The sequence below is a fragment of the Streptomyces sp. SID12488 genome (genome assembly GCF_010548275.1).
Taxonomy (GTDB): Bacteria; Actinomycetota; Actinomycetes; order Streptomycetales; family Streptomycetaceae; genus Streptomyces.
In genome coordinates this window covers 1-17,054 of record NZ_JAAGLT010000017.1, presented here as the reverse complement: position 1 = coordinate 17,054, position 17,054 = coordinate 1, and the positions used below count along the sequence as shown (strand labels likewise).

Sequence of the window (17,054 nt, the reverse complement as noted above, 5' to 3'; positions counted from 1 at the left end):
CGGCCGAGGGCCTCACTCGCCGCCCCGCTGTCGCACCACCGACCCCGATCTCCCCTTCACCACCTCCAGCTGGGCGTGGATACGGCGCCGCAGATCCGGCACATGGCTGACGATCCCAACGCTGCGGTCGCGTTCGCGCAGCGAGTCGAGGACGTCGAGAACCTCGTCCAGTGTCTGTTCGTCGAGGCTGCCGAAGCCCTCGTCGATGAAGAGGGTGTCGAGGCGGACCCCTCCGGCCTCGTCCGTGACGACATCCGCGAGGCCGAGGGCGAGTGCGAGCGAGGCGAAGAACGTCTCGCCGCCGGACAGGGTCGCCGTGTCGCGCTCGCGGCCGGTCCAGGCGTCGACGACATGCAGCCCGAGGCCGCTGCGGCCCCGCCCGGCCCGGTCGTCGGAGTGGACCAGGGTGTAGCGCCCGGACGACATGCGCCGCAGCCGTGCCGTCGCGGCGGCGGCCACCTGTTCCAGGCGGGCCGCGAGGACGTACGACTCCAGCCGCATCCTGCGTTCGTTGTCGGCCGAGGTGCCCGCAGTGAGGGTGGCGAGGCGGGCCACCCGGTCGTGGGCGGCCCGCAGCGGCGCGAGCCGGCGAACGGCGGTGGCGGAGCGGGCGGACAGACGGTCGAGTTCGGTGCAGCGGCTCGCGGCGGCGTCGCGCGCGGAGGCGGCCTCCCGCAGCCGCCGGGCCGCGGCCGAGGCCGCCTGTTCCGCGCCGGCGAGGTCGGCGGGCGACTGCTGGGCGGCGGCCACGGTGTCGGGCTCGGCGAGGGCGGCCCGTACGGCGGCCTCCTCCGACTGCCAGTCGTCCAGCTGCCGTTGGAGTTCGCGGTGCGCCGCGTCGTCCAGGAGGGCGTCCGCCGCCGCGCGTGGGGTGTCGAACCCGGCGCGGTAGGCGGCGTCGGCGAGGCGGGCGTCGGCGTCCTTGAGGCGCTGGGCGGTGTCCTCGGCGGCGCGCGCCGCCTCGGCCGTCTCGGTGAGCAGTGCGGCCTGCCGTTCCAGCTGCGCGGCCCGCACGGCGACGCTGTCGGCGCCACCCCGGGCCTGCGCCAACTCATCCTCCAGCGCGGTCCGTTCACGATCGAGACTGTCCCGGCGAGCTACCCGGGACGCCGTCCTGAGAGCCGCCTCCTGCTGGGCGGCGCTGCGGCGCTCGCGCTCCTGCTCGGCCCGGCGCAGTTCCTCGTGCGCGGAGTGCAGCCCGGAGGCGCCCAGCCTGGCCTCCTCATACCGACGCTCCAACTCCTCGGCCTGTTCGGCGAGTTGATCGGTGGGCGCGTCACCGGCCTCGGCGGTGGCAGCCGCCAGCGCCTCGCGTACGACGCCCAGTCGGCGTTCGTCCTCGGCGCGCCGCTCGTCGGCCCGTTGGTAGGCGGCCAGCGCATGCTCCTCCGCCTCGCGGTCGACGTGTCCGGTGATCTTCCGTGCGGGCGCCGGGTGTTCGGTGGCTCCGCAGACGGCGCAGGGTTCGCCGTCGCTCAGGTTGGCGGCCAGCTCGGCGGCGATGCCGTTCAGGCGCTGTTCCTTGAGGTCGAGCCAGTGGGACTTCGCCTCCGTGGCACGCTCGCGCCCCGCCAGTACGTGTGTCTGCGCCTCGTCCGTGTCCCGGGCGAACGCGTCGCGCTGGCGAGCGGCTCTGAGCCGGCTCTGAGCGGGTTCCCGCTGGACGGCGAGCTGTTCGGCCCTGGTGGCGGCTTCCTGGGCCGACTCGATACGGGTCTGGAGGCCCGCCCTCGTCGCCGCCCAGTCGCCGAGCCAGTTCTCGGCGTCGTGCAGGACGTCCTCGTCGGCGCGCTCCTGACGGTCCAGGCCGGTGCGCTCGGCGGTCAGCTGAGCCAGCCGCTGTTCGGCGCGGCGGGCGGATTCGAGGCCGCCCAACTCCTCTGCGGCCCGGCGTGCGGCGGCGGCCAGTCCACCGGCGCCGGCGTCCGCGAAGGTGTCCGGCAGCAGGGCACGCGTGCGTGTCTCACCGTCGGCCGCGCGTCGGTGCTCGGTCTCGGCGACCTCGCGCAACTCCAGCGCGGGCGCCACCGCCTCGGCCTTGCGGGCCCGCTCCATCCGCGCCCGGTCCTCCCGGTGGGCGTCCGCGCGCTCCTCCAGCCGCCCGGCCCGCTTCCGCGCCTCGGCGAACCGGCGCTGCAGCCGCGCCACTTCGCGTACGTCGGCCAGCGCGCCGTCGGACGCGGCCTGCGCGGACTCGGCGGCGGCGCGGGCGCAGTGGGCGATGGTGAGCAGCTCCCGCGCGGTGCAGCGGGCTACGGCCGCGGCGGCCATGATGGCCTCGGCCAGCCCCGGTTCACCCGGCGCCAGGCCGGGCAGCTCCATGGCGTCACCGGCGGCCTGTTGCATGCGGTGGGCGTCGGCCAGCAACTCCGTGTCCCCGTCGCGCACTTCGGCCTCGGCGGCGCGTCGGCGATCGGCGAGGCGCTTCTCGACCTCGGCGAAGCGATGGGTGTCGAAGAGGCGGCCGAGCAGCTTGCCTCGGGCCTCGGCGTCGGCGCGCAGGAAGCGGGCGAAGTCGCCCTGGGGCAGCAGCACGACCTGGCAGAACTGCTCGCGGCTCATCCCGAGCAGCTGGGTGACCTCCTCGCCGATCTCCTGGTGGGAGCGGCTGAGGTCCTTCCAGGCTCCGGCCGAGGAGTCGTACTCGCGCAGCCAGGTCTGGGCCTTGTCCAGTGTCGTGCCCGCGCCGCGCTTCTTGGGGCGCTCCCAGGGCGGCTGCCGGGTGAGCTCCAACCGGCGTCCGGCGACGGTGAGTTCGAGGGTGACCTCGGTGCGGGTGCCGGGCTCGGCGTGGTCGCTGCGCAGCGAGCCGCCCTGGCGGGCGCCGGGCACCGAGCCGTACAGCGCGTAGCAGACGGCGTCCAGGACGGAGGTCTTGCCCGCGCCCGTCGGGCCGTGCAGGAGGAAGAGCCCGGCGGCGGACAGCTCGCCGAAGTCGACCTGCTGGGCGCCCCCGAAGGGCCCGAAGGCTGTGATGTCGAGCCGGTGCAGTCTCACCGGGCGCCCTCCGTGTACAGGTCGCCGTGGCGGCGGTGCGTCGGGCCGCTGCCGTCCGGGGCGGCGGCTGTTCCAGTGCCGGTGCCGATGCTCCCGGAAGCACCTGCCAGGCGGGCCCTGTCCTTCCCGGTCCAGCTGCTCCGCCCGCTCCACAGCGTCAGCCCGATCCGCGCCGCGTTCATCGCGCCACCTCTCGTACCGACTCGTCGGCCCGCACCGCGTCGAACGCGTCCCGCAGGACGCTCCGTTCGTGCTCGTCGGCTCCCGCACCCCGCACATGCAGGACGAAGTCCTCCGCGATCTCCTGGTCGCCGCGCCCCGCCAGGCGCCGCGCGTACGTCACGTCCGGGTCTCCGGGTGGCCGCTCCGGATCAAAGGTGAGGCTGAGGGTGTGCGGGAACCGTTCCGTGAGCCGGGCCATGGGGTCGGCCGGGCGCACCGCGTCGGTGAGCGTGGCCTCGACCCACGCGTCCTCGTGACGGGCGAGGTCCGGATCGACGAGCAGTTCCTCCAGCGCCCCCCGGATCCGGGCGAGCGCGCGCGGCACCGGGCAGTCGACGCGCTCCGCGGTGACCGAGCCGTCGCCCGCCAGGTCGACCAGCCACATGCTCTTGCGGTGATCCGCCTCCGAGAAGGAGTACGGCAGCGGGGAGCCCGAGTAGCGCACGCTCCCGGTGATGGTCTGGCAGCCGTGCAGATGGCCCAGCGCCACATAGTCGACGCCGTCGAACACCCCGGAGGGCACGGCGGCGACCCCTCCGACGGTGATGTCCCGCTCGCTGTCGCTGGCCTCGCCGCCGGTGACGAAGGCGTGGGCGAGGACGACGGAACGGGTGCCCTCCGCGCGCGTCGCGAGGTCGGCGCGGACCCGGTCCATGGCGGCGGCGAGGACGCTCTCGTGACCCGCCTTCTCGACCCCGAACTCGTCCTTCACCAGCGCCGGTTCGAGATAGGGCAGTCCGTAGAAGGCGACGTCGCCGGCGGTGTCCTCGAGCACCACGGGGGTGCCGGCGGCCGACGGGTCGGTGCGCAGATGGATGCCGGCCCGGTCGATGAGCCCGGCGCCGACGCCCAGGCGGCGGGCCGAGTCGTGGTTGCCGGAGATCATCACCGTCGGCACACCGAGACCGGCGAGCCGGTGCAGGGCGTCGTCGAAGAGCTCGACAGCGGCCAGCGGGGGCACCGCCCGGTCGTACACATCACCCGACACGACCACCGCGTCCACCTCACGCTCGCGCGCGACGGTGACAAGGTGGCCGATGAACCCGGCCTGCGCCCCGAGCATGTTCACCCGGTGGAAGGAGCGGCCGAGATGCCAGTCGGACGTGTGCAGCAGTCTCATGATCCCCGAAACTAACAGCCGGGTCTGACATCACGGGTGGTTACTCCTGTATCGGCCCGATGTGCGGCCCTCGAGGGCATCGTGGCGCTCATGCGTCCCCGTACGCCTCTCCCCCGAGCGAGAACCCGGCGGTCCCCGCCGTCGCGTCCGCCAGCCAGGCCCGGAAGGCGTCCACATCGGCGTCCGGCAGCCCGATCTCGATCGTGACGGCCTCGCCGTAGCGCACATCACGTACTTCGCGCCCGGTGGACCTCAGGTCGTTCTGGACCTTCCCTGCCCGCTGGTGGTCGACGGTCACCGTGGCCAGCCGAAAACGGCGGCGGGTGCGGGTGCCGAGCGCGTCGAGAGCTTCGCCGACCGCTCCCCCGTACGCCCTGATCAGGCCGCCCGCGCCCAGTTTGACGCCGCCGTAGTAGCGGGTGACGACGGCGACGACGTACCGCATGTCGCGGCGCAGCAGCATCTGGAGCATGGGGACTCCGGCGGTGCCGCCCGGTTCGCCGTCGTCGCTCGCCCGCTGGACGGAGGCGTCGGCGCCGATGACGTACGCGAAGCAGTTGTGGGTGGCGTCGGAGTGCTCCCTGCGGACGGCGGCGACGAACTCCTGGGCCTCCTGCTCGGTGGCCGCGGGGGCGAGGGCGCACAGGAAGCGGGAGCGGTTGACCTCGGTCTCGTGCACGCCCGCCTGGGTCACTGTGCGGTACTCGTCCGGCATCCCGCCACCCTATGCGCAGCCGGACGCCCCGCCGGAGGCGCGGGTGCCGCCGTCCTGGACACTCACTCCTCGTTGCCCGGAAACCGCGGACCGGACCATCCATCGCAAGGAGAGTGCCGACCCCGCCGAACCCGAACCCTCTGCCACCGCGCCCCGTCGGCGGGCCTGGCTGCTGGAGGGGCACCCGGTAGGTGCTCCGCCGCGCCGAACCGGACCTGGACCGCCGCCCACGCGGGCACATGGGCCAGCCGGACCGGATCAGTGTCGGGTCAGTGGGTCTTCGTCCCGCGCGGCACGATCAGGTCCGTGAGCAGGGCCGCGCCGGGCGCGAGGTCGTGCCAGCCGTCGCCGTGCCGGGCCAGGACGGCGATCGCGGAGGTCGGGAACTTCGTCCGTACGGTGTCCAGCGCGTCACCGAGCGCGTCCCCGGCCAGTTCCAGCACCAGTTCCTCCAGGCCGGGGTTGTGCCCGACCAGCAGCAACGTCCCGACGTCGGGCGGGACTTCGCGTACGACGGCCAGCAACTCCGGTACGTCGGCCCCGTACAGCCTCGGATCGTGCCGGACCGGCAATGGGGTGCCCCACTCGGCCGCCGCCAACTGGTAGGTACGGCGGGCGCGTTCGGCGGTGGAGCACAGGGTGAGGTCGGGCAGGCAATCGGCCTCGGCAAGTGCGCGTCCGGCGGCGGGGGCATCGCGCAGACCGCGCGGCCCGAGGGGGCGGTCGTGGTCGCCGACGCCCATCGGCCAGGCCGACTTGGCGTGCCGCAGGACGACCAGACGGCGCAGCGGGCCCGTGGTGCGGCGGTCGGTCACGTCAACGACCCGATCTCGCGGGTGAGTTCGAGGCCGAGGATCCGGTCGGCGTAAGCGTACGTCTCGAAGCGGGCCCCGTCCGGCAGCCCGTCGAGGGTCTCGATGCGGCGCAGGACGTCCAGTACGGCGGGCAGATTCAGGTCGTCCTCCCAGGCGGCGCGCAGCTCCTGGCGTACCCCCTCGGGCACCGGACGGGACGGTTGCGCCGCCCAGACGGCGACCGACCGGCGCCAGTGCGCGAGCGCGCTCCCCGCGTCGGCCAGGGCGGCCGGGGTCAGGTGGACGGGCTCGGAGCGGAGGTGGGCGAGCAGGGCCAGGCGGAGGGTGGCGGGGTCGATGTCCTCGGGGGCGCCCACGGCGTCGGCGGAGTCGACCGGGGCGACATCGAGCCGGATGCCGCCCGTTGCCTCGTCACCCTGCCTCACCACATGGATCAGCTGGGCCCCCGCGAACTCCGGTCCGACATCGCGCCGGTCCTCGAAGGGCCGGACACCGAGAGCCGCGGCGCTCGCCCGGAGTTCGGCCACCTGTTCCTCGGCGGCCAGTACGGCCCACACGGGTGTGCCGCCGATCTCCAGGGCGCGGGCGAGGACATCGGCGATCAGGAGGACACGGAGGGCGGTGGCGCCGAAGCCTGGCGCATGCGCCTCGACACGGGTCAGGGCCCGGCGGGCCGGGGCGGCGACTACGGACTCGTCGGTTCGGGCGTCGTAGATGCGGAGCACGGTGCCGAGCGTAACGCTCCGCCGGGTTGGGGGTTCGTTTCGGCTCGGGTTGGTGGAGTTGGTCGCGCAGTTCCTCGTGCCCTCTTCAGGTGACTCATTCGGCTTCCGGCCTGTGGGGGCTTGTCGCACCCCGCGGCGGAGCCACAGATCGACACAGCCCCGCGCCTCTGTCGGGGCGCGTTTCCCAGCCGCGATCGTCAGGCGCCTGCGTCCCGGTGAGCGGGACGTAAATCGGTAGCCCAGCGGCTTTACGCGCAACTTATTGATTGTACCGACCGCTAGGTCTACTTTACGCGGCAGGCGCACCGGAGTCGCAGACGGGCACGCGCCGCATCTCCCCTTCCCCATCTCCGCTCACCCCTTGGAAGGCCGCCCATGACCCAGACACAGACCGCCGCCCCGCAGGAAGGCGAAAGACCCCCTTCCACCAGGCGCAACGTGCTTGTCGTCGTCGCGCTCGTGTGGACCGTCCAGCTGGTCGCGCTCATGGCCGCGCTGTCCGGCATCGCGCAGGCCGAGGTCGCGATCCACTTCCGGACGACCGAGATCGCCTGGTTCACCCTGATGACGCTCCTGACCGGGACCTTCTTCCTGCCCTTCGCGGTCAAGGCCGCGGCTCTCTTCGGCAAGAAGAAGGTTCTGCTCGTCGCCACCGGGCTGGGCTTCGTCGGTGACCTGGTCGCCGCCCTCGCGACCGACTACCGCACCCTGCTCATCGGGCGCGGCATCGCGGGCATCTACGCGGCCACCGCCCCGCTGGCCTACGCGATCACCCGCGACGTGTTCCCCCGCCGCTGGGTCGGACTCGCCAGCGGCATCCTCGCCGGCGGTGTCGGCCTCGTCGCCTTCGGCGGGCCCTTCCTGTCCGGCTGGCTCCTGGACGACTACGGCTTCCGTGGCGTGCTGTGGTTCATGGCCATCAGCACCGCGGTGAGCTTCGCGCTGGTGGCGGCCTTCGTGCCGGAGAGCCCGATCCGCGCGGCGGGCGGCCGGATGGACTGGCTCGGCGGCATCCTCCTCGGCGGCGGGATCACGGCGCTCGTCTACGCCGTGGGCCAGGGCTCGCACTGGGGCTGGGACAGCGGCAGGTTCGCCGGCTGGGTGGCCGGGGCACTGATCGCGCTGATCGCATTCGTCCTCGTCGAACGCCGCGTCGCCGAACCGCTGTTCCCGCCGGCCATGACCCGGCGCCGCTCGGTGTGGACCGTCCTGCTGGCCACATCCATCGCGGCCGGCTCACTCAGCGCCGTCGGCGTCGTGATCCAGATGCTGATACTGATGCCGAACATCCCCAACGTCTCCGAAGGCCTCGGCTGGTCCGGAACCCACAACGCCATCGTCACCAGCCCCATCAGTGTCATGATCATCGTGGCGGCGGTCAGCACCGGCTTCCTGGCCCGCCGGATGGACGCGCGGATCCTTCTCGGCCTCGGTTCCGCGCTCACCGTCCTCGGCTACGGCATCGGCACCCAACTGCACCACAGCGCACCCCAGATCGTGGGGATGGGCATCATCGCGGGGACCGGCACGGGCATGGTCATGGCCATCGCACCCATCATGATCATCGAGGTGGTCACCCCCGAGGAACAGGCGCTGGCCAACGGGGCCCAGACCCTCGGTCAGGGCGTCGCGCAGATCATCGTGTCCCAGCTGGCCTTCGTCGTGATGGCACAGCACGGGGCGATCCTCCAGGGCACCCAGTTCTACCTCGACGCCGGCTTCACCAACGGGCTCTGGCTCGTCGTGGGTTGCTGCGCCGTGGGCACGCTGCTCGTCTCCCTGATCCCCAGGAGCAAGCGCCTCGACGAGGTCCAGACCGGCCAGGCAGCTGTCTGACCACTCGGCCAACGGCACACGGTTACGCGGGTCGGACCCGCCGCTTCGGTGAAGTGGCGGGCCCGACCCGCGTTGCGCGGTGCCTCACCGCACGACGCGGTGAGAAGCGCTGCGCCTGTCAGAGGCGAGGCCCCGCAGTGCGCGAGGGCTTGGGCCAGTTCGTCCGCGAGAGGTCCGAAGGCACTGGCAGACCATGCCGTCACCGCACCGCACCCCGCACGGCACGGCACGGCACTGGGCCCGATCCACCGATGTCCCCCTCGACGGAGCGTCGAGGGGGACATCGGTGGATCGGGCCCACGGTCACCAGCTTGCCAGCGCCTGCCTGTGCGGCAGCGGGACGATCTTCGCCCTATCCGAACTGGTGCTTGAGGAAGGAGCCGGACCACGCCATCAGGTCGGACGGCACGTAGTAGTCCTTCTCGTCGTTGATGCTGTCCCAGTTCGCCGCGACGTCCTCGACAGTCGCCGCACCGTCCTGGTGGACGTATCCCTCGGTCGAGGCGATGAAAAGGCGCGCGAAGCGGCCGGCGCCGGCCGTGTAGATCTCCCCGTTGACCGGGCAGCTCTCGTGAGCGAGGTACGCCACCATCGGCGCCACCGCCGCCGCCGGCATGTGCGGCATACCCAGGACGGGCTGCGCGTCGTCCAGCTGCTCGCCCCCGCCCATGCGGGTCATCGCCGCCGGCGCGATCAGGTTGACCTTGATGTTGTGCGGCTCACCGGCCAGGCGGGCGCTGCGGGCCAGGCCGACCGTGCCCGCCTTCGCCGCCGCGTACGACAGGTTGTTGTCGAGTCCGAACATGCCGCTGGAGGTGGTCAGTACGGCCCGTCCGTACCCCTGCTCGACGAAGTGCGGCCAGGCGGCCCGCAGCGTGTTGAACGAGCCTACGAGGTGTACGGCGAGGTGGCGCTCCAGGTTCTCCGCCTCGATCTCGGGCAGCCCTGCGTACCGGATGATCCCGGCGTTGTTGACGAGGACGTCGACACGGCCGAAGTCCTCGACCGCGCGGTTGACGATCGCCTCGGCACCGGACCGCGTGGACACGTCGTTGGTGTCGGGGACGGCCGTGCCGCCCGCGGCGGTGATCTCCTCGACGACGCTCTGCGCGGGGCCGATGTCCGCGCCGTCGCCCTCGATCGACCCGCCCAGGTCGTTGACGACGACCTTCGCGCCCCGCTCCGCCAGCAGACGGGCGTAGGCCCGGCCGAGGCCGCGGCCCGCGCCGGTGACGACGGCGACGCGTCCTTCGAAGCTGAACTCGCTCATAGGTGACTCCTGTTGTGCTGCGGTGGTGGGACGGGTCGCCGTCCGTCGGGTATCGCCACGGGTACTACCAGGTGACGGGCAACTCGCTGATGCCGAAGGCGAGCGCGTCGGCCGGACGGAAGTCGAGCTCGTCACGGTCGACGGCGAGCCGCAGGGTCGGGACGCGCCGGTAGAGCGTGCCGTAGACGACCTGGAGCTCGATACGGGCGAGCTGCTGGCCGAGGCACTGGTGGATGCCCCAGCCGAAGGCGACGTGATGGCTCGCCTTGCGGGTGATGTCGAGCTTCTCCGGCTCGGGGAAGGCCTCCGGGTCCCAGTTCCCGGCGGGCAGCGCGGCGATGATTCCGTCGCCCGCCTTGATCTGCACGCCCTCGAACTCGAAGTCCTCGGCGGCGATCCGGCGCTGCCCGAGCTGCGGGACAGTCAGATAGCGCAGAATCTCCTCGACTGCGTTCGCGACGGCCTTCGTGTCGTCGATCTGGCGCAGGTTCGCCAGTTGGCCGGGGTTCTCCAGCAGCAGCGCGGTACCCAGCGTGATCATGCTGGAGCTGGTCTCGTGACCGGCGATCAGCAGGATCATGGACAGCATGACGGCCTCGGGAAGGGTGAGGTCACCGTCCTTGATCCGCGCGGCGAAGTCCGAGAGCACGTCCTCGGCCGGCTCCTCCATCTTCTTCTGGAGCAGGTTGGCCAGGTAGCCGCCCAGCGCCGCGTTGGCCGCGGTCTGCTGCTCGACCGTCTTGTCGCTCCTGGTGGCCCACTGGGCGTGTTCCTGGAAGAAGTCATGGTCCGCGTACGGCACTCCGAGCAGCGCGCAGATCATCAGCGAGGGTAGCGGCAGCGACAGCGCGGCCACCAGGTTCACCGGCTTCGGGCCCGCGAGCATCTGGTCGATGAGTTCGTCGGTGAACTCCTGGATCTTCGGCCGCAGCGCCTCCATCCGGGGGCGCGTGAACGGGCGGGTCATCATGCGGCGGATGCGCGTGTGGTCGGCGCCGTCCGCGTTGAAGATCGTCAGCGGGTGGTGGGGGGCCGACTCCGCCATGACGTGGTTCGGATACGGGAACCCGGCCTGCTTGTCGTTCGAGCTGACCCGGGGATCGGACAGGATCGCCCGCTGCGCGGCATGGCCGGTGACCAGCCACGGGGTGCTGCCGTCCCAGATACGGACCCGGGTCACCGGAGCCGTCTCGTTCAGGGCGCGCAGTCCGGGAGGCGGTGCGAAGGGGCACTTGGCATCCCGGTCGTCCTGATAGAAGTACGCCTGCCCGTCGGGGGCGAGCCGGGTCTCTGTCTCAGCCATGGAATCTCCTCAAGTGGTGGGGGCGGGACGCACACGGAACCCAAGAGCTCTACGTGCGTCTGTCACCCGGTCTATTCCTCGATGCGGATGGCGAGTGCCGGGCAGATGGCGGCGGCGTTGCGCACGTCCTCGGCCAGTTCGGCGGGCGGGTTCTCATCCAGGAGGACGACGATGCCGTCCTCGTCACGCTGGTCGAACACGTCCATGGCGGCGTTCACGCACTGTCCGGCGGCGACGCACTTCTCCTCGTCGACAACAACCTTCATGACATCTCTCCCGGTCAGTTCAGCGAGTAGGGGCGGGGACAGGGGCAGGGGTGGATGCGGGAGTGGGTTCGGTGGGGGTCCGGAGTGCGTCCACGACCTCCGGTCTGCGCAGGCGGGTCTGCTTGGGCATGTTCCAGCCCAGAACCCCCGTGACCCGGCCCCCGACGCGATACCGGGCGACGAACCGCCGGGCCGCCAACTCGCCCTCCACGACGTCCACTTCGGCATCCGCGGGCAGGAAACCGTGCACCTGGAGCTTGGCGTCGTACTGATCCGTCCAGAAGTACGGCACCGGCGCGTACGGCTCGTCCCCGCCGAGGATCACCCCGGCGACGGCCATCGCCTGCTCCGTCGCGTTCGTCCGGTTCTCCAGACGAATCGACCGGCCCAGGCCTTCGTGGTGCCAGCGGGCCACATCACCGACCGCGTAGACCCCCTCGGCCGCCCGGCACCGCGCGTCACACACCACGCCGTTGTCGAGCAGCAGGCCGCTGTCCGCCAGCCACTCCGTCGCCGGAACCGCTCCGATCGCCACCACGACCACATCGGCCGGCAGCACCTCCTCCGAGGCCAGCCGCACCCCCGTGACCCGGCCGCCCTCGCCCGCCAGCCCGACGACGCCCTCCCCAAGCCGCAGACTCACCCCGCGCTCGGTGTGCAGCCCGGCCAGCACCCCCGACACCACCGGACCCACCTGCAACGCCATCGGCGCCGCCAACGGCCCCGCCAGCGTCACCTCCAGCCCCAGCGTCCGCCCGGTCGCCGCGATCTCCGACCCCAGCACACCCTCACCGACGACCACCAGCCGCCGGCCCGGCACCAGATCGGCGCGCAACGCCAGCGCGTCGTCGAGCGTGCGCAGCACATGCACACCCGCCAGGCCGTCCTGCCCGGGAAACCTGCGCGCCCGCACACCCGTCGCGATCACCACCGCGTCGGCGCCCAGCTGCCGCCCGGACTCCGTACGCACCGTCCGTGACCCTGGATCGAGACCGACCGCCGGATCACCGAGCACGAACTCGGCGTCCAGCGAAGCCAGTTGCTCCTGGGTGCGCAGTTGAGCCCGCTCCGGCTCCCAAGCCCCGGACAACACCTGCTTCGACAGGGGCGGCCGGTCGTACGGAGCATGCGGCTCATCACCCAGCACCGTGACCCCGCCCACGAACCCCTTGCGCCGCAACGCCTCCACCGTGGACAACCCAGCCGCCGAGGCGCCCACCACCAGGACGCGGGCCGTCATGCGGTCACCCCACGGGTGCCGTTTCTGACGTCGTCGATGCTCATGCGTGCTCCATTGCAGCTGTGGCCCGATACTTCGATGAAAATTATACCTATCGGTCGGTACAAACAACCCTGCATGGAGGGCCTACCGACAGCAACACCCTCCACCCGGGCCGCTCACGCCAGGTAGCGACCGCCGTTCGCGCTGAGCGTCTGGCCAGTCACATAGCTCGCCTCTTCGGAGGCCAGATAGGCCACCGCGTAGGCGATGTCCTCCGGAGCGCCGGCCCGCTTCATCGGCATCGTGGCGGCCACCGCCTCGACATCAAGGGGACCCTGACGAATCAGCGGGGTGTCGATGAACCCGGGCGGGACGTGGTTGACGGTGATCCCCTTCTCGATGTACTCGACCGCCAGCGCCTTGGTGAGACCGACGAGGCCGCCCTTGGAGGCCACGTAGTGCGCCATGGAGGGTGCGCCGGTCTGCGTGGACGACGAGGAGATGTTGACGATCCGGCCCCAGCCCGCCGCCAGCATGTCGGGCACCAGCTCCCTGGTGACCAGGAACGGGCCCTTGAGGTTGATGCCGATCAGGCGATCCCAGGACGCCTCGGTGATGCTCGTGAAGGGCTCGAAGGCGGTCGTTCCGGCATTGTTGACCAGGATCGCGACCGGGCCCAGCTCCTCCCGGGTGCGGGCCGCCGAAGCCGCCACCGCCTCGGCGTCGGCCGCGTCACCGCCCACCGCGATGGCCGTACCGCCCTCCTTGACGATCAGAGCGACGGTGTCCTCGGCACCTTCGGTGTTCAGGTCCCAGACCGCGACCGCGGCCCCCTTGGCGGCGAGTACGGTCGCGATCCCACGGCCGATGCCACGGGCGCCGCCGGTGACGACCGCGACCTTTCCCTGCAGTGTCATGTGTGCTCCTTGAGCGAAGTGATGGGGGACGCCGACGACTCACGCCCCGTCGGCGGCGTACAGCAATACGGCGTACAGCGATACGGCGATACGGCGATAAATGAGGCAGTGCGGGAGCGGAACGGGAGGTTCCGTCAGCCCTCCAGGGCCTCGCGGGCCGCGGTGCGGGCGGCAACCGCCCGGGGGAAGCCGGTGTAGCCACTGGAGTGGTAGATGACCTCGGCGATCTCGTCCTCGGTCAGACCGTTCGTCCGGGCGATACGGACATGGGTCTTCAGCTCGGTCTCGGCGCCGAGGGCGATGAGGATGCCCAGCGTCACCAGGCTGCGGTCACGCGGAGCCAACCCCTCGCGACCCCACAGCCCGCCCCAGACGCCGAGCAGACCGATGTCGACGAGGTCCTCGCCGAGACGGCCGTCCCGCAGATCGACGTCACCCTCGGGGAACACACCGGGCAGGGCGGCGCGCATGGCCTTCCAGCCGGCGGCGCGCAGATCGGCGGTCTCTTCGACACCTTTGTCGCTCATACCTGTACTCCCGTTGTGCGGTTTCACGTCCTTCAGCGAAAGTTAGATCAGACGGTCGGTACAATCAATGACCCGGCCGAGATTCACATCCATTGCCCGGACCCGCCCGCTCATCTACTCTCACTGAATATTCGACCGAGCGGTCGACATATGAATCAAGGCTCACGCGGGAGAGCACATGAGCGACACGACAAGGACGAGCCCGGACCAGGTCGACACGGGCAGCGCGGGCAGCACGGGCAGCACGGGCAGCACGGGCAGCACGGTTGACGTACTGGTCATCGGCGCCGGTGTCACCGGCATCTACCAGCTGCACCTGGCCCGGGAGGCCGGGTTCTCGGTGAAGCTGCTGGAGGCGGGGACCGGAGTGGGCGGCACCTGGTATTGGAACCGCTATCCCGAGGCGCGCTTCGACTCCGAGAGCTACACCTACGGCTACCTCTTCTCCAAGGAGCTGTGGGAGGAGTGGGAGTGGTCGGAGAAGTTCGCGGGCCAACCGGAGATCGAGCGGTACTTCAACCACGTCGTCGACCGGTTCGACCTGCGCCGCGACATCTCCTTCGGCGTGAAGGTGACCGCGGCCGTCTTCGACGAGCCGTCCGGGACCTGGACCGTACGGGGCAGTGACGGCACGGAGGTCCGGGCCCGCTTCGTCGTCGCGGCGACCGGCAACCTCTCGGTGCCTTACATCCCGGCCATCCCGGGACGCGAGGACTTCCGCGGCGCTCAGCACCACACCAGCCGCTGGCCGAAGACCCCCATCGACTTCACCGGCAAGCGGGTGGCCCAGATCGGCACCGGATCCAGCGGTGTGCAGATCATCTCCGCGATCGCGGACGACGTGGAGCGGCTGACCGTCTTCCAGAAGGACGCCGACTGGCTCACACCGCTCAACAACGGGCCGATCACACCCGAGGAGCAGGCGGAGCTGAAGGCGAACTTCGAGTCCATCCGGGACACGCTGAACACCTCGCCGAGCGGGTTCCTCCACCAGATCGTCATGCGTTCCGGCCTCGAGGACAGCCCGGAGGACCGCCAGGCGTTCTACGAGGAGCGGTGGAACGGCCCCGGCTTCACCAAGCTGACCGAGCACTACTACGACATGCTCTCGAACGAGACCGTGAACGCGGAGTGGTGCGCGTTCATGGCCGACAAGATCCGCAGCATCGTCAAGGACCCGGAGACGGCGGAGAAGCTGATCCCCAAGGCCCACGGCTACGGCGGGCGGCGGCCCCCCTTCGGGACCGGCTACTTCGAGACGTACAACAAGCCGAACGTCTCCCTCGTCGACATCAACGAGACGCCGATCACCCGCATCACCGAGGACGGGATCGAAACGGCCGCGGGTGTCGAGGAGTTCGACATCATCATCTGGGCGACCGGCTACGACTTCGGCACCGGCGCGCTCAACCGGCTCGGCGTGCGGGGCCGTCAGGGCCTCCCGCTGAAGGAGTACTGGTCAGACGGCCCGCGCACCTACCTCGGGGTCGCGACGGCCGGCTTCCCGAACTTCTTCTTCCCCGGCGGGCCGCACGGCGCGACGGGCAACAACCCGCGGTACGCCGGCGACCAGGTGGAGATCGTCACCGACGCGATCGTCCACGCGCGCGACCACGGTCACGACGTCATCGAAGTGACCGAGGCCGCCGAGGAGGAGTGGACGGACAGCGTGAACAACAGCACGATGTCCTCCTTCCTGGAGAGCAGCTACTTCTCCGGGGGCAACATCCCCGGCAAGCCGATCAAGCAGCTGCTGAACCCGAGCGGGCGCTGGAAGCTCCAGGAGCTGATCCGCGAGGCGGTCCAGAACGACTTCCCCGCCCTCACCTTCTCCAAGGCGACGGAGCGCAAGAGCGAGGCCTGAGCACGAGCCTGAGCACGCGGAAAGCCGATGCTCGTGCCACCCGACGAATCGGGTGGCACGAGCATCGGCTTTCCGTGACGCGTCGACGCGTCGACGCGTGATGCCTTGATACGCCGGCGCGTTACGGCAGGAAGGTCGTGACCCTCCGCTGGAACTTCCACGCGCCTTCGTGGTGGCGCAGCGTGTCGTCGTAGCGGCCGACGAGCTGCACCGCCCAGCCCGCCTCGCCACGCTGGAAGAACGCCAGGTTGCTGACCGCCGTGGCCTCCTCCTCGGTGTACGAGGTGACCACCGTGTTGGCCACCAGGTGCAGCTGCGGCTGGGTCGGCGCGAAGGCCGCGAAGCCCTCGCGGATCGCGTCCCGGCCCTCGAAGGTCGCGATACCGGCGATCTCGGCGACACCGTCGGGCACGAACAGTTCGGCGAGGTCGGCGGTGCGGTTGGTGTCCAGCGCCTGCGCGTAGGCGGCGATGGCGGTGTGCACGCCGGTGGTGACCGACGCCTCGGCGTCGGCGGAAGTGGTGCTCATCTCTCTCCAAGGTCAAGTCGAAGGGGGGACACGTGGTCAGACCTGGTACGTCGTCTTCCTGCGCCGGAGCAGCCAGGTGCCGTCGACCCGGGTCAGCTCGTCCTCGTAGTGCCCGACGACCTGGACCGCCCAGCCCGACTCGCCGCGCTGGAGGAACGCCACGTCACTGGTGGCCGTCGCCTCGTCGTCGGCGGAGGAGGCGACGACCGTGTTGGTGACCAGGTGCAGCTGCGGCTTCTCCGGTGCCCAGCCCTTGAAGGCCGCACGGAGGGCGTCATGGCCCTGAAGGGGGTCCGTGCCCGGCAGTTCCAGGATCCCGTCGGTCGTGTACAGCGCAACGATCTCGTCGGTGCGTCCGGCGTCCTGGGCCTGGGTGTGCGTCCCGATCACGGAACGGACGCCGGCAGCCACCCACGCCTGTGTGGATTCGCTCATCATCTCCCCAACAGTCGATGTTTCGACCACTGAGTCTATTGCTGAACGTGTGGCAATAAAAAGGGCTGCGCCGACACAGTTCCAGTTGTTGACCGATCGGTATAATCTAAATAGCATGCCGACGACCGTCGACGAGGACCGTCACGCGAGGAGGCGTCAGTCATGACGAAGCGTTGGAAGCAGCGTCCGCCGGGCTCGACCTGGGGCGACTGGGGCGAGGACGACGAGCTGGGCCGGATCAACCTGCTCACCCGGGAGAAGGTCCTGCAGGGCGTGCGCGAGGTCGAGCAC

16 protein-coding genes are annotated in these 17,054 nt (G+C 70.9%); 2 read left to right on the top strand and 14 right to left on the bottom strand.

What is annotated here, in order from left to right; all coding sequences use genetic code 11:
- Positions 1-12 precede the first annotated feature (12 nt).
- The 6 genes from G3I56_RS24390 to G3I56_RS24365 form a co-directional block, all read right to left on the bottom strand.
- Entirely contained in the window at positions 13-2,997 is a 2,985-nt protein-coding gene (locus tag G3I56_RS24390) for an SMC family ATPase (protein WP_164412406.1), read from the bottom strand.
- On the bottom strand, positions 2,994-3,179 hold the full coding sequence (locus G3I56_RS24385; RefSeq protein ID WP_164412405.1) for a hypothetical protein: 186 nt from the start codon (positions 3,177-3,179) through the stop codon (positions 2,994-2,996). Before G3I56_RS24385 ends, G3I56_RS24390 begins: the two co-directional genes overlap by 4 nt.
- A complete protein-coding gene (locus G3I56_RS24380; RefSeq protein ID WP_164412403.1) occupies positions 3,176-4,339 on the bottom strand; it encodes an exonuclease SbcCD subunit D in 1,164 nt (387 codons plus the stop codon). Before G3I56_RS24380 ends, G3I56_RS24385 begins: the two co-directional genes overlap by 4 nt.
- Before the next feature lie 88 nt (positions 4,340-4,427).
- Entirely contained in the window at positions 4,428-5,054 is a 627-nt protein-coding gene (locus G3I56_RS24375; RefSeq protein ID WP_164412401.1) for a YigZ family protein, read from the bottom strand.
- A 269-nt stretch (positions 5,055-5,323) separates the two neighbouring features.
- Positions 5,324-5,869 (bottom strand): histidine phosphatase family protein, encoded by a 546-nt coding sequence (locus tag G3I56_RS24370; RefSeq protein ID WP_343240043.1) that lies wholly within the window; start codon positions 5,867-5,869, stop codon positions 5,324-5,326.
- The gene (locus G3I56_RS24365; RefSeq protein WP_164412399.1) at positions 5,866-6,594 is read right to left on the bottom strand and encodes a hypothetical protein; all 729 of its coding nucleotides are present in this window, start codon (positions 6,592-6,594) and stop codon (positions 5,866-5,868) included. Before G3I56_RS24365 ends, G3I56_RS24370 begins: the two co-directional genes overlap by 4 nt.
- A 375-nt stretch (positions 6,595-6,969) precedes the next feature.
- Between G3I56_RS24365 and G3I56_RS24360 the strand changes: the two genes are divergently transcribed.
- Positions 6,970-8,430 (top strand): MFS transporter, encoded by a 1,461-nt coding sequence (locus tag G3I56_RS24360; protein ID WP_203690572.1) that lies wholly within the window; start codon positions 6,970-6,972, stop codon positions 8,428-8,430.
- A 352-nt stretch (positions 8,431-8,782) separates the two neighbouring features.
- Here the strand turns inward: G3I56_RS24360 and G3I56_RS24355 are convergent, their stop codons facing one another.
- From G3I56_RS24355 to G3I56_RS24330, 6 genes are all read right to left on the bottom strand, one after another.
- Positions 8,783-9,700: an SDR family NAD(P)-dependent oxidoreductase gene (locus G3I56_RS24355; protein ID WP_164412397.1), complete on the bottom strand. Its 918-nt coding sequence runs from the start codon at positions 9,698-9,700 to the stop codon at positions 8,783-8,785.
- A 64-nt stretch (positions 9,701-9,764) separates the two neighbouring features.
- Positions 9,765-11,003, bottom strand: coding sequence for a cytochrome P450 (locus G3I56_RS24350; protein ID WP_164412395.1), 1,239 nt, complete (start codon positions 11,001-11,003; stop codon positions 9,765-9,767).
- A gap of 71 nt (positions 11,004-11,074) precedes the next feature.
- Complete coding sequence (locus G3I56_RS24345) at positions 11,075-11,269, bottom strand: ferredoxin (RefSeq protein WP_164324347.1); 195 nt, start codon at positions 11,267-11,269, stop codon at positions 11,075-11,077.
- A gap of 19 nt (positions 11,270-11,288) precedes the next feature.
- Positions 11,289-12,509, bottom strand: coding sequence for an FAD-dependent oxidoreductase (locus G3I56_RS24340; protein WP_164412393.1), 1,221 nt, complete (start codon positions 12,507-12,509; stop codon positions 11,289-11,291).
- Positions 12,510-12,667: 158 nt separating this feature from the next.
- Entirely contained in the window at positions 12,668-13,408 is a 741-nt protein-coding gene (locus G3I56_RS24335) for a glucose 1-dehydrogenase (RefSeq protein WP_164412391.1), read from the bottom strand.
- Between the two features lie 134 nt (positions 13,409-13,542).
- Complete coding sequence (locus G3I56_RS24330; protein ID WP_164412389.1) at positions 13,543-13,935, bottom strand: carboxymuconolactone decarboxylase family protein; 393 nt, start codon at positions 13,933-13,935, stop codon at positions 13,543-13,545.
- A 178-nt stretch (positions 13,936-14,113) separates the two neighbouring features.
- On the opposite strand from G3I56_RS24330, the gene G3I56_RS24325 reads away from it, so the two are divergent.
- Positions 14,114-15,799, top strand: a complete 1,686-nt coding sequence (locus G3I56_RS24325) for an NAD(P)/FAD-dependent oxidoreductase (protein WP_239135080.1) — start codon at positions 14,114-14,116, stop codon at positions 15,797-15,799.
- A gap of 121 nt (positions 15,800-15,920) precedes the next feature.
- On the opposite strand, the gene G3I56_RS24320 is transcribed toward G3I56_RS24325, so the two are convergent.
- Both G3I56_RS24320 and G3I56_RS24315 read right to left on the bottom strand, forming a co-directional pair.
- Positions 15,921-16,328, bottom strand: a complete 408-nt coding sequence (locus G3I56_RS24320; protein WP_164412387.1) for a nuclear transport factor 2 family protein — start codon at positions 16,326-16,328, stop codon at positions 15,921-15,923.
- 36 nt (positions 16,329-16,364) lie between these two features.
- Complete coding sequence (locus tag G3I56_RS24315; RefSeq protein ID WP_239135079.1) at positions 16,365-16,766, bottom strand: nuclear transport factor 2 family protein; 402 nt, start codon at positions 16,764-16,766, stop codon at positions 16,365-16,367.
- Positions 16,767-17,054: the final 288 nt, after the last annotated feature.

What these genes read in the sequence shown, in the direction of transcription:
- G3I56_RS24385 (WP_164412405.1), bottom strand. Translation starts at nt 3,179, where the DNA reads ATGAACGCGGCGCGGATCGGGCTGACGCTGTGGAGCGGGCGGAGCAGC.
- G3I56_RS24340 (WP_164412393.1), bottom strand. Translation starts at nt 12,509, where the DNA reads ATGACGGCCCGCGTCCTGGTGGTGGGCGCCTCGGCGGCTGGGTTGTCC.
- G3I56_RS24330 (WP_164412389.1), bottom strand. Translation starts at nt 13,935, where the DNA reads ATGAGCGACAAAGGTGTCGAAGAGACCGCCGATCTGCGCGCCGCCGGC.
- G3I56_RS24350 (WP_164412395.1), bottom strand. Translation starts at nt 11,003, where the DNA reads ATGGCTGAGACAGAGACCCGGCTCGCCCCCGACGGGCAGGCGTACTTC.
- G3I56_RS24380 (WP_164412403.1), bottom strand. Translation starts at nt 4,339, where the DNA reads ATGAGACTGCTGCACACGTCCGACTGGCATCTCGGCCGCTCCTTCCAC.
- G3I56_RS24325 (WP_239135080.1), top strand. Translation starts at nt 14,114, where the DNA reads ATGAGCGACACGACAAGGACGAGCCCGGACCAGGTCGACACGGGCAGC.
- G3I56_RS24375 (WP_164412401.1), bottom strand. Translation starts at nt 5,054, where the DNA reads ATGCCGGACGAGTACCGCACAGTGACCCAGGCGGGCGTGCACGAGACC.
- G3I56_RS24320 (WP_164412387.1), bottom strand. Translation starts at nt 16,328, where the DNA reads ATGAGCACCACTTCCGCCGACGCCGAGGCGTCGGTCACCACCGGCGTG.
- G3I56_RS24360 (WP_203690572.1), top strand. Translation starts at nt 6,970, where the DNA reads ATGACCCAGACACAGACCGCCGCCCCGCAGGAAGGCGAAAGACCCCCT.
- G3I56_RS24315 (WP_239135079.1), bottom strand. Translation starts at nt 16,766, where the DNA reads ATGATGAGCGAATCCACACAGGCGTGGGTGGCTGCCGGCGTCCGTTCC.
- G3I56_RS24355 (WP_164412397.1), bottom strand. Translation starts at nt 9,700, where the DNA reads ATGAGCGAGTTCAGCTTCGAAGGACGCGTCGCCGTCGTCACCGGCGCG.
- G3I56_RS24335 (WP_164412391.1), bottom strand. Translation starts at nt 13,408, where the DNA reads ATGACACTGCAGGGAAAGGTCGCGGTCGTCACCGGCGGCGCCCGTGGC.
- G3I56_RS24345 (WP_164324347.1), bottom strand. Translation starts at nt 11,269, where the DNA reads ATGAAGGTTGTTGTCGACGAGGAGAAGTGCGTCGCCGCCGGACAGTGC.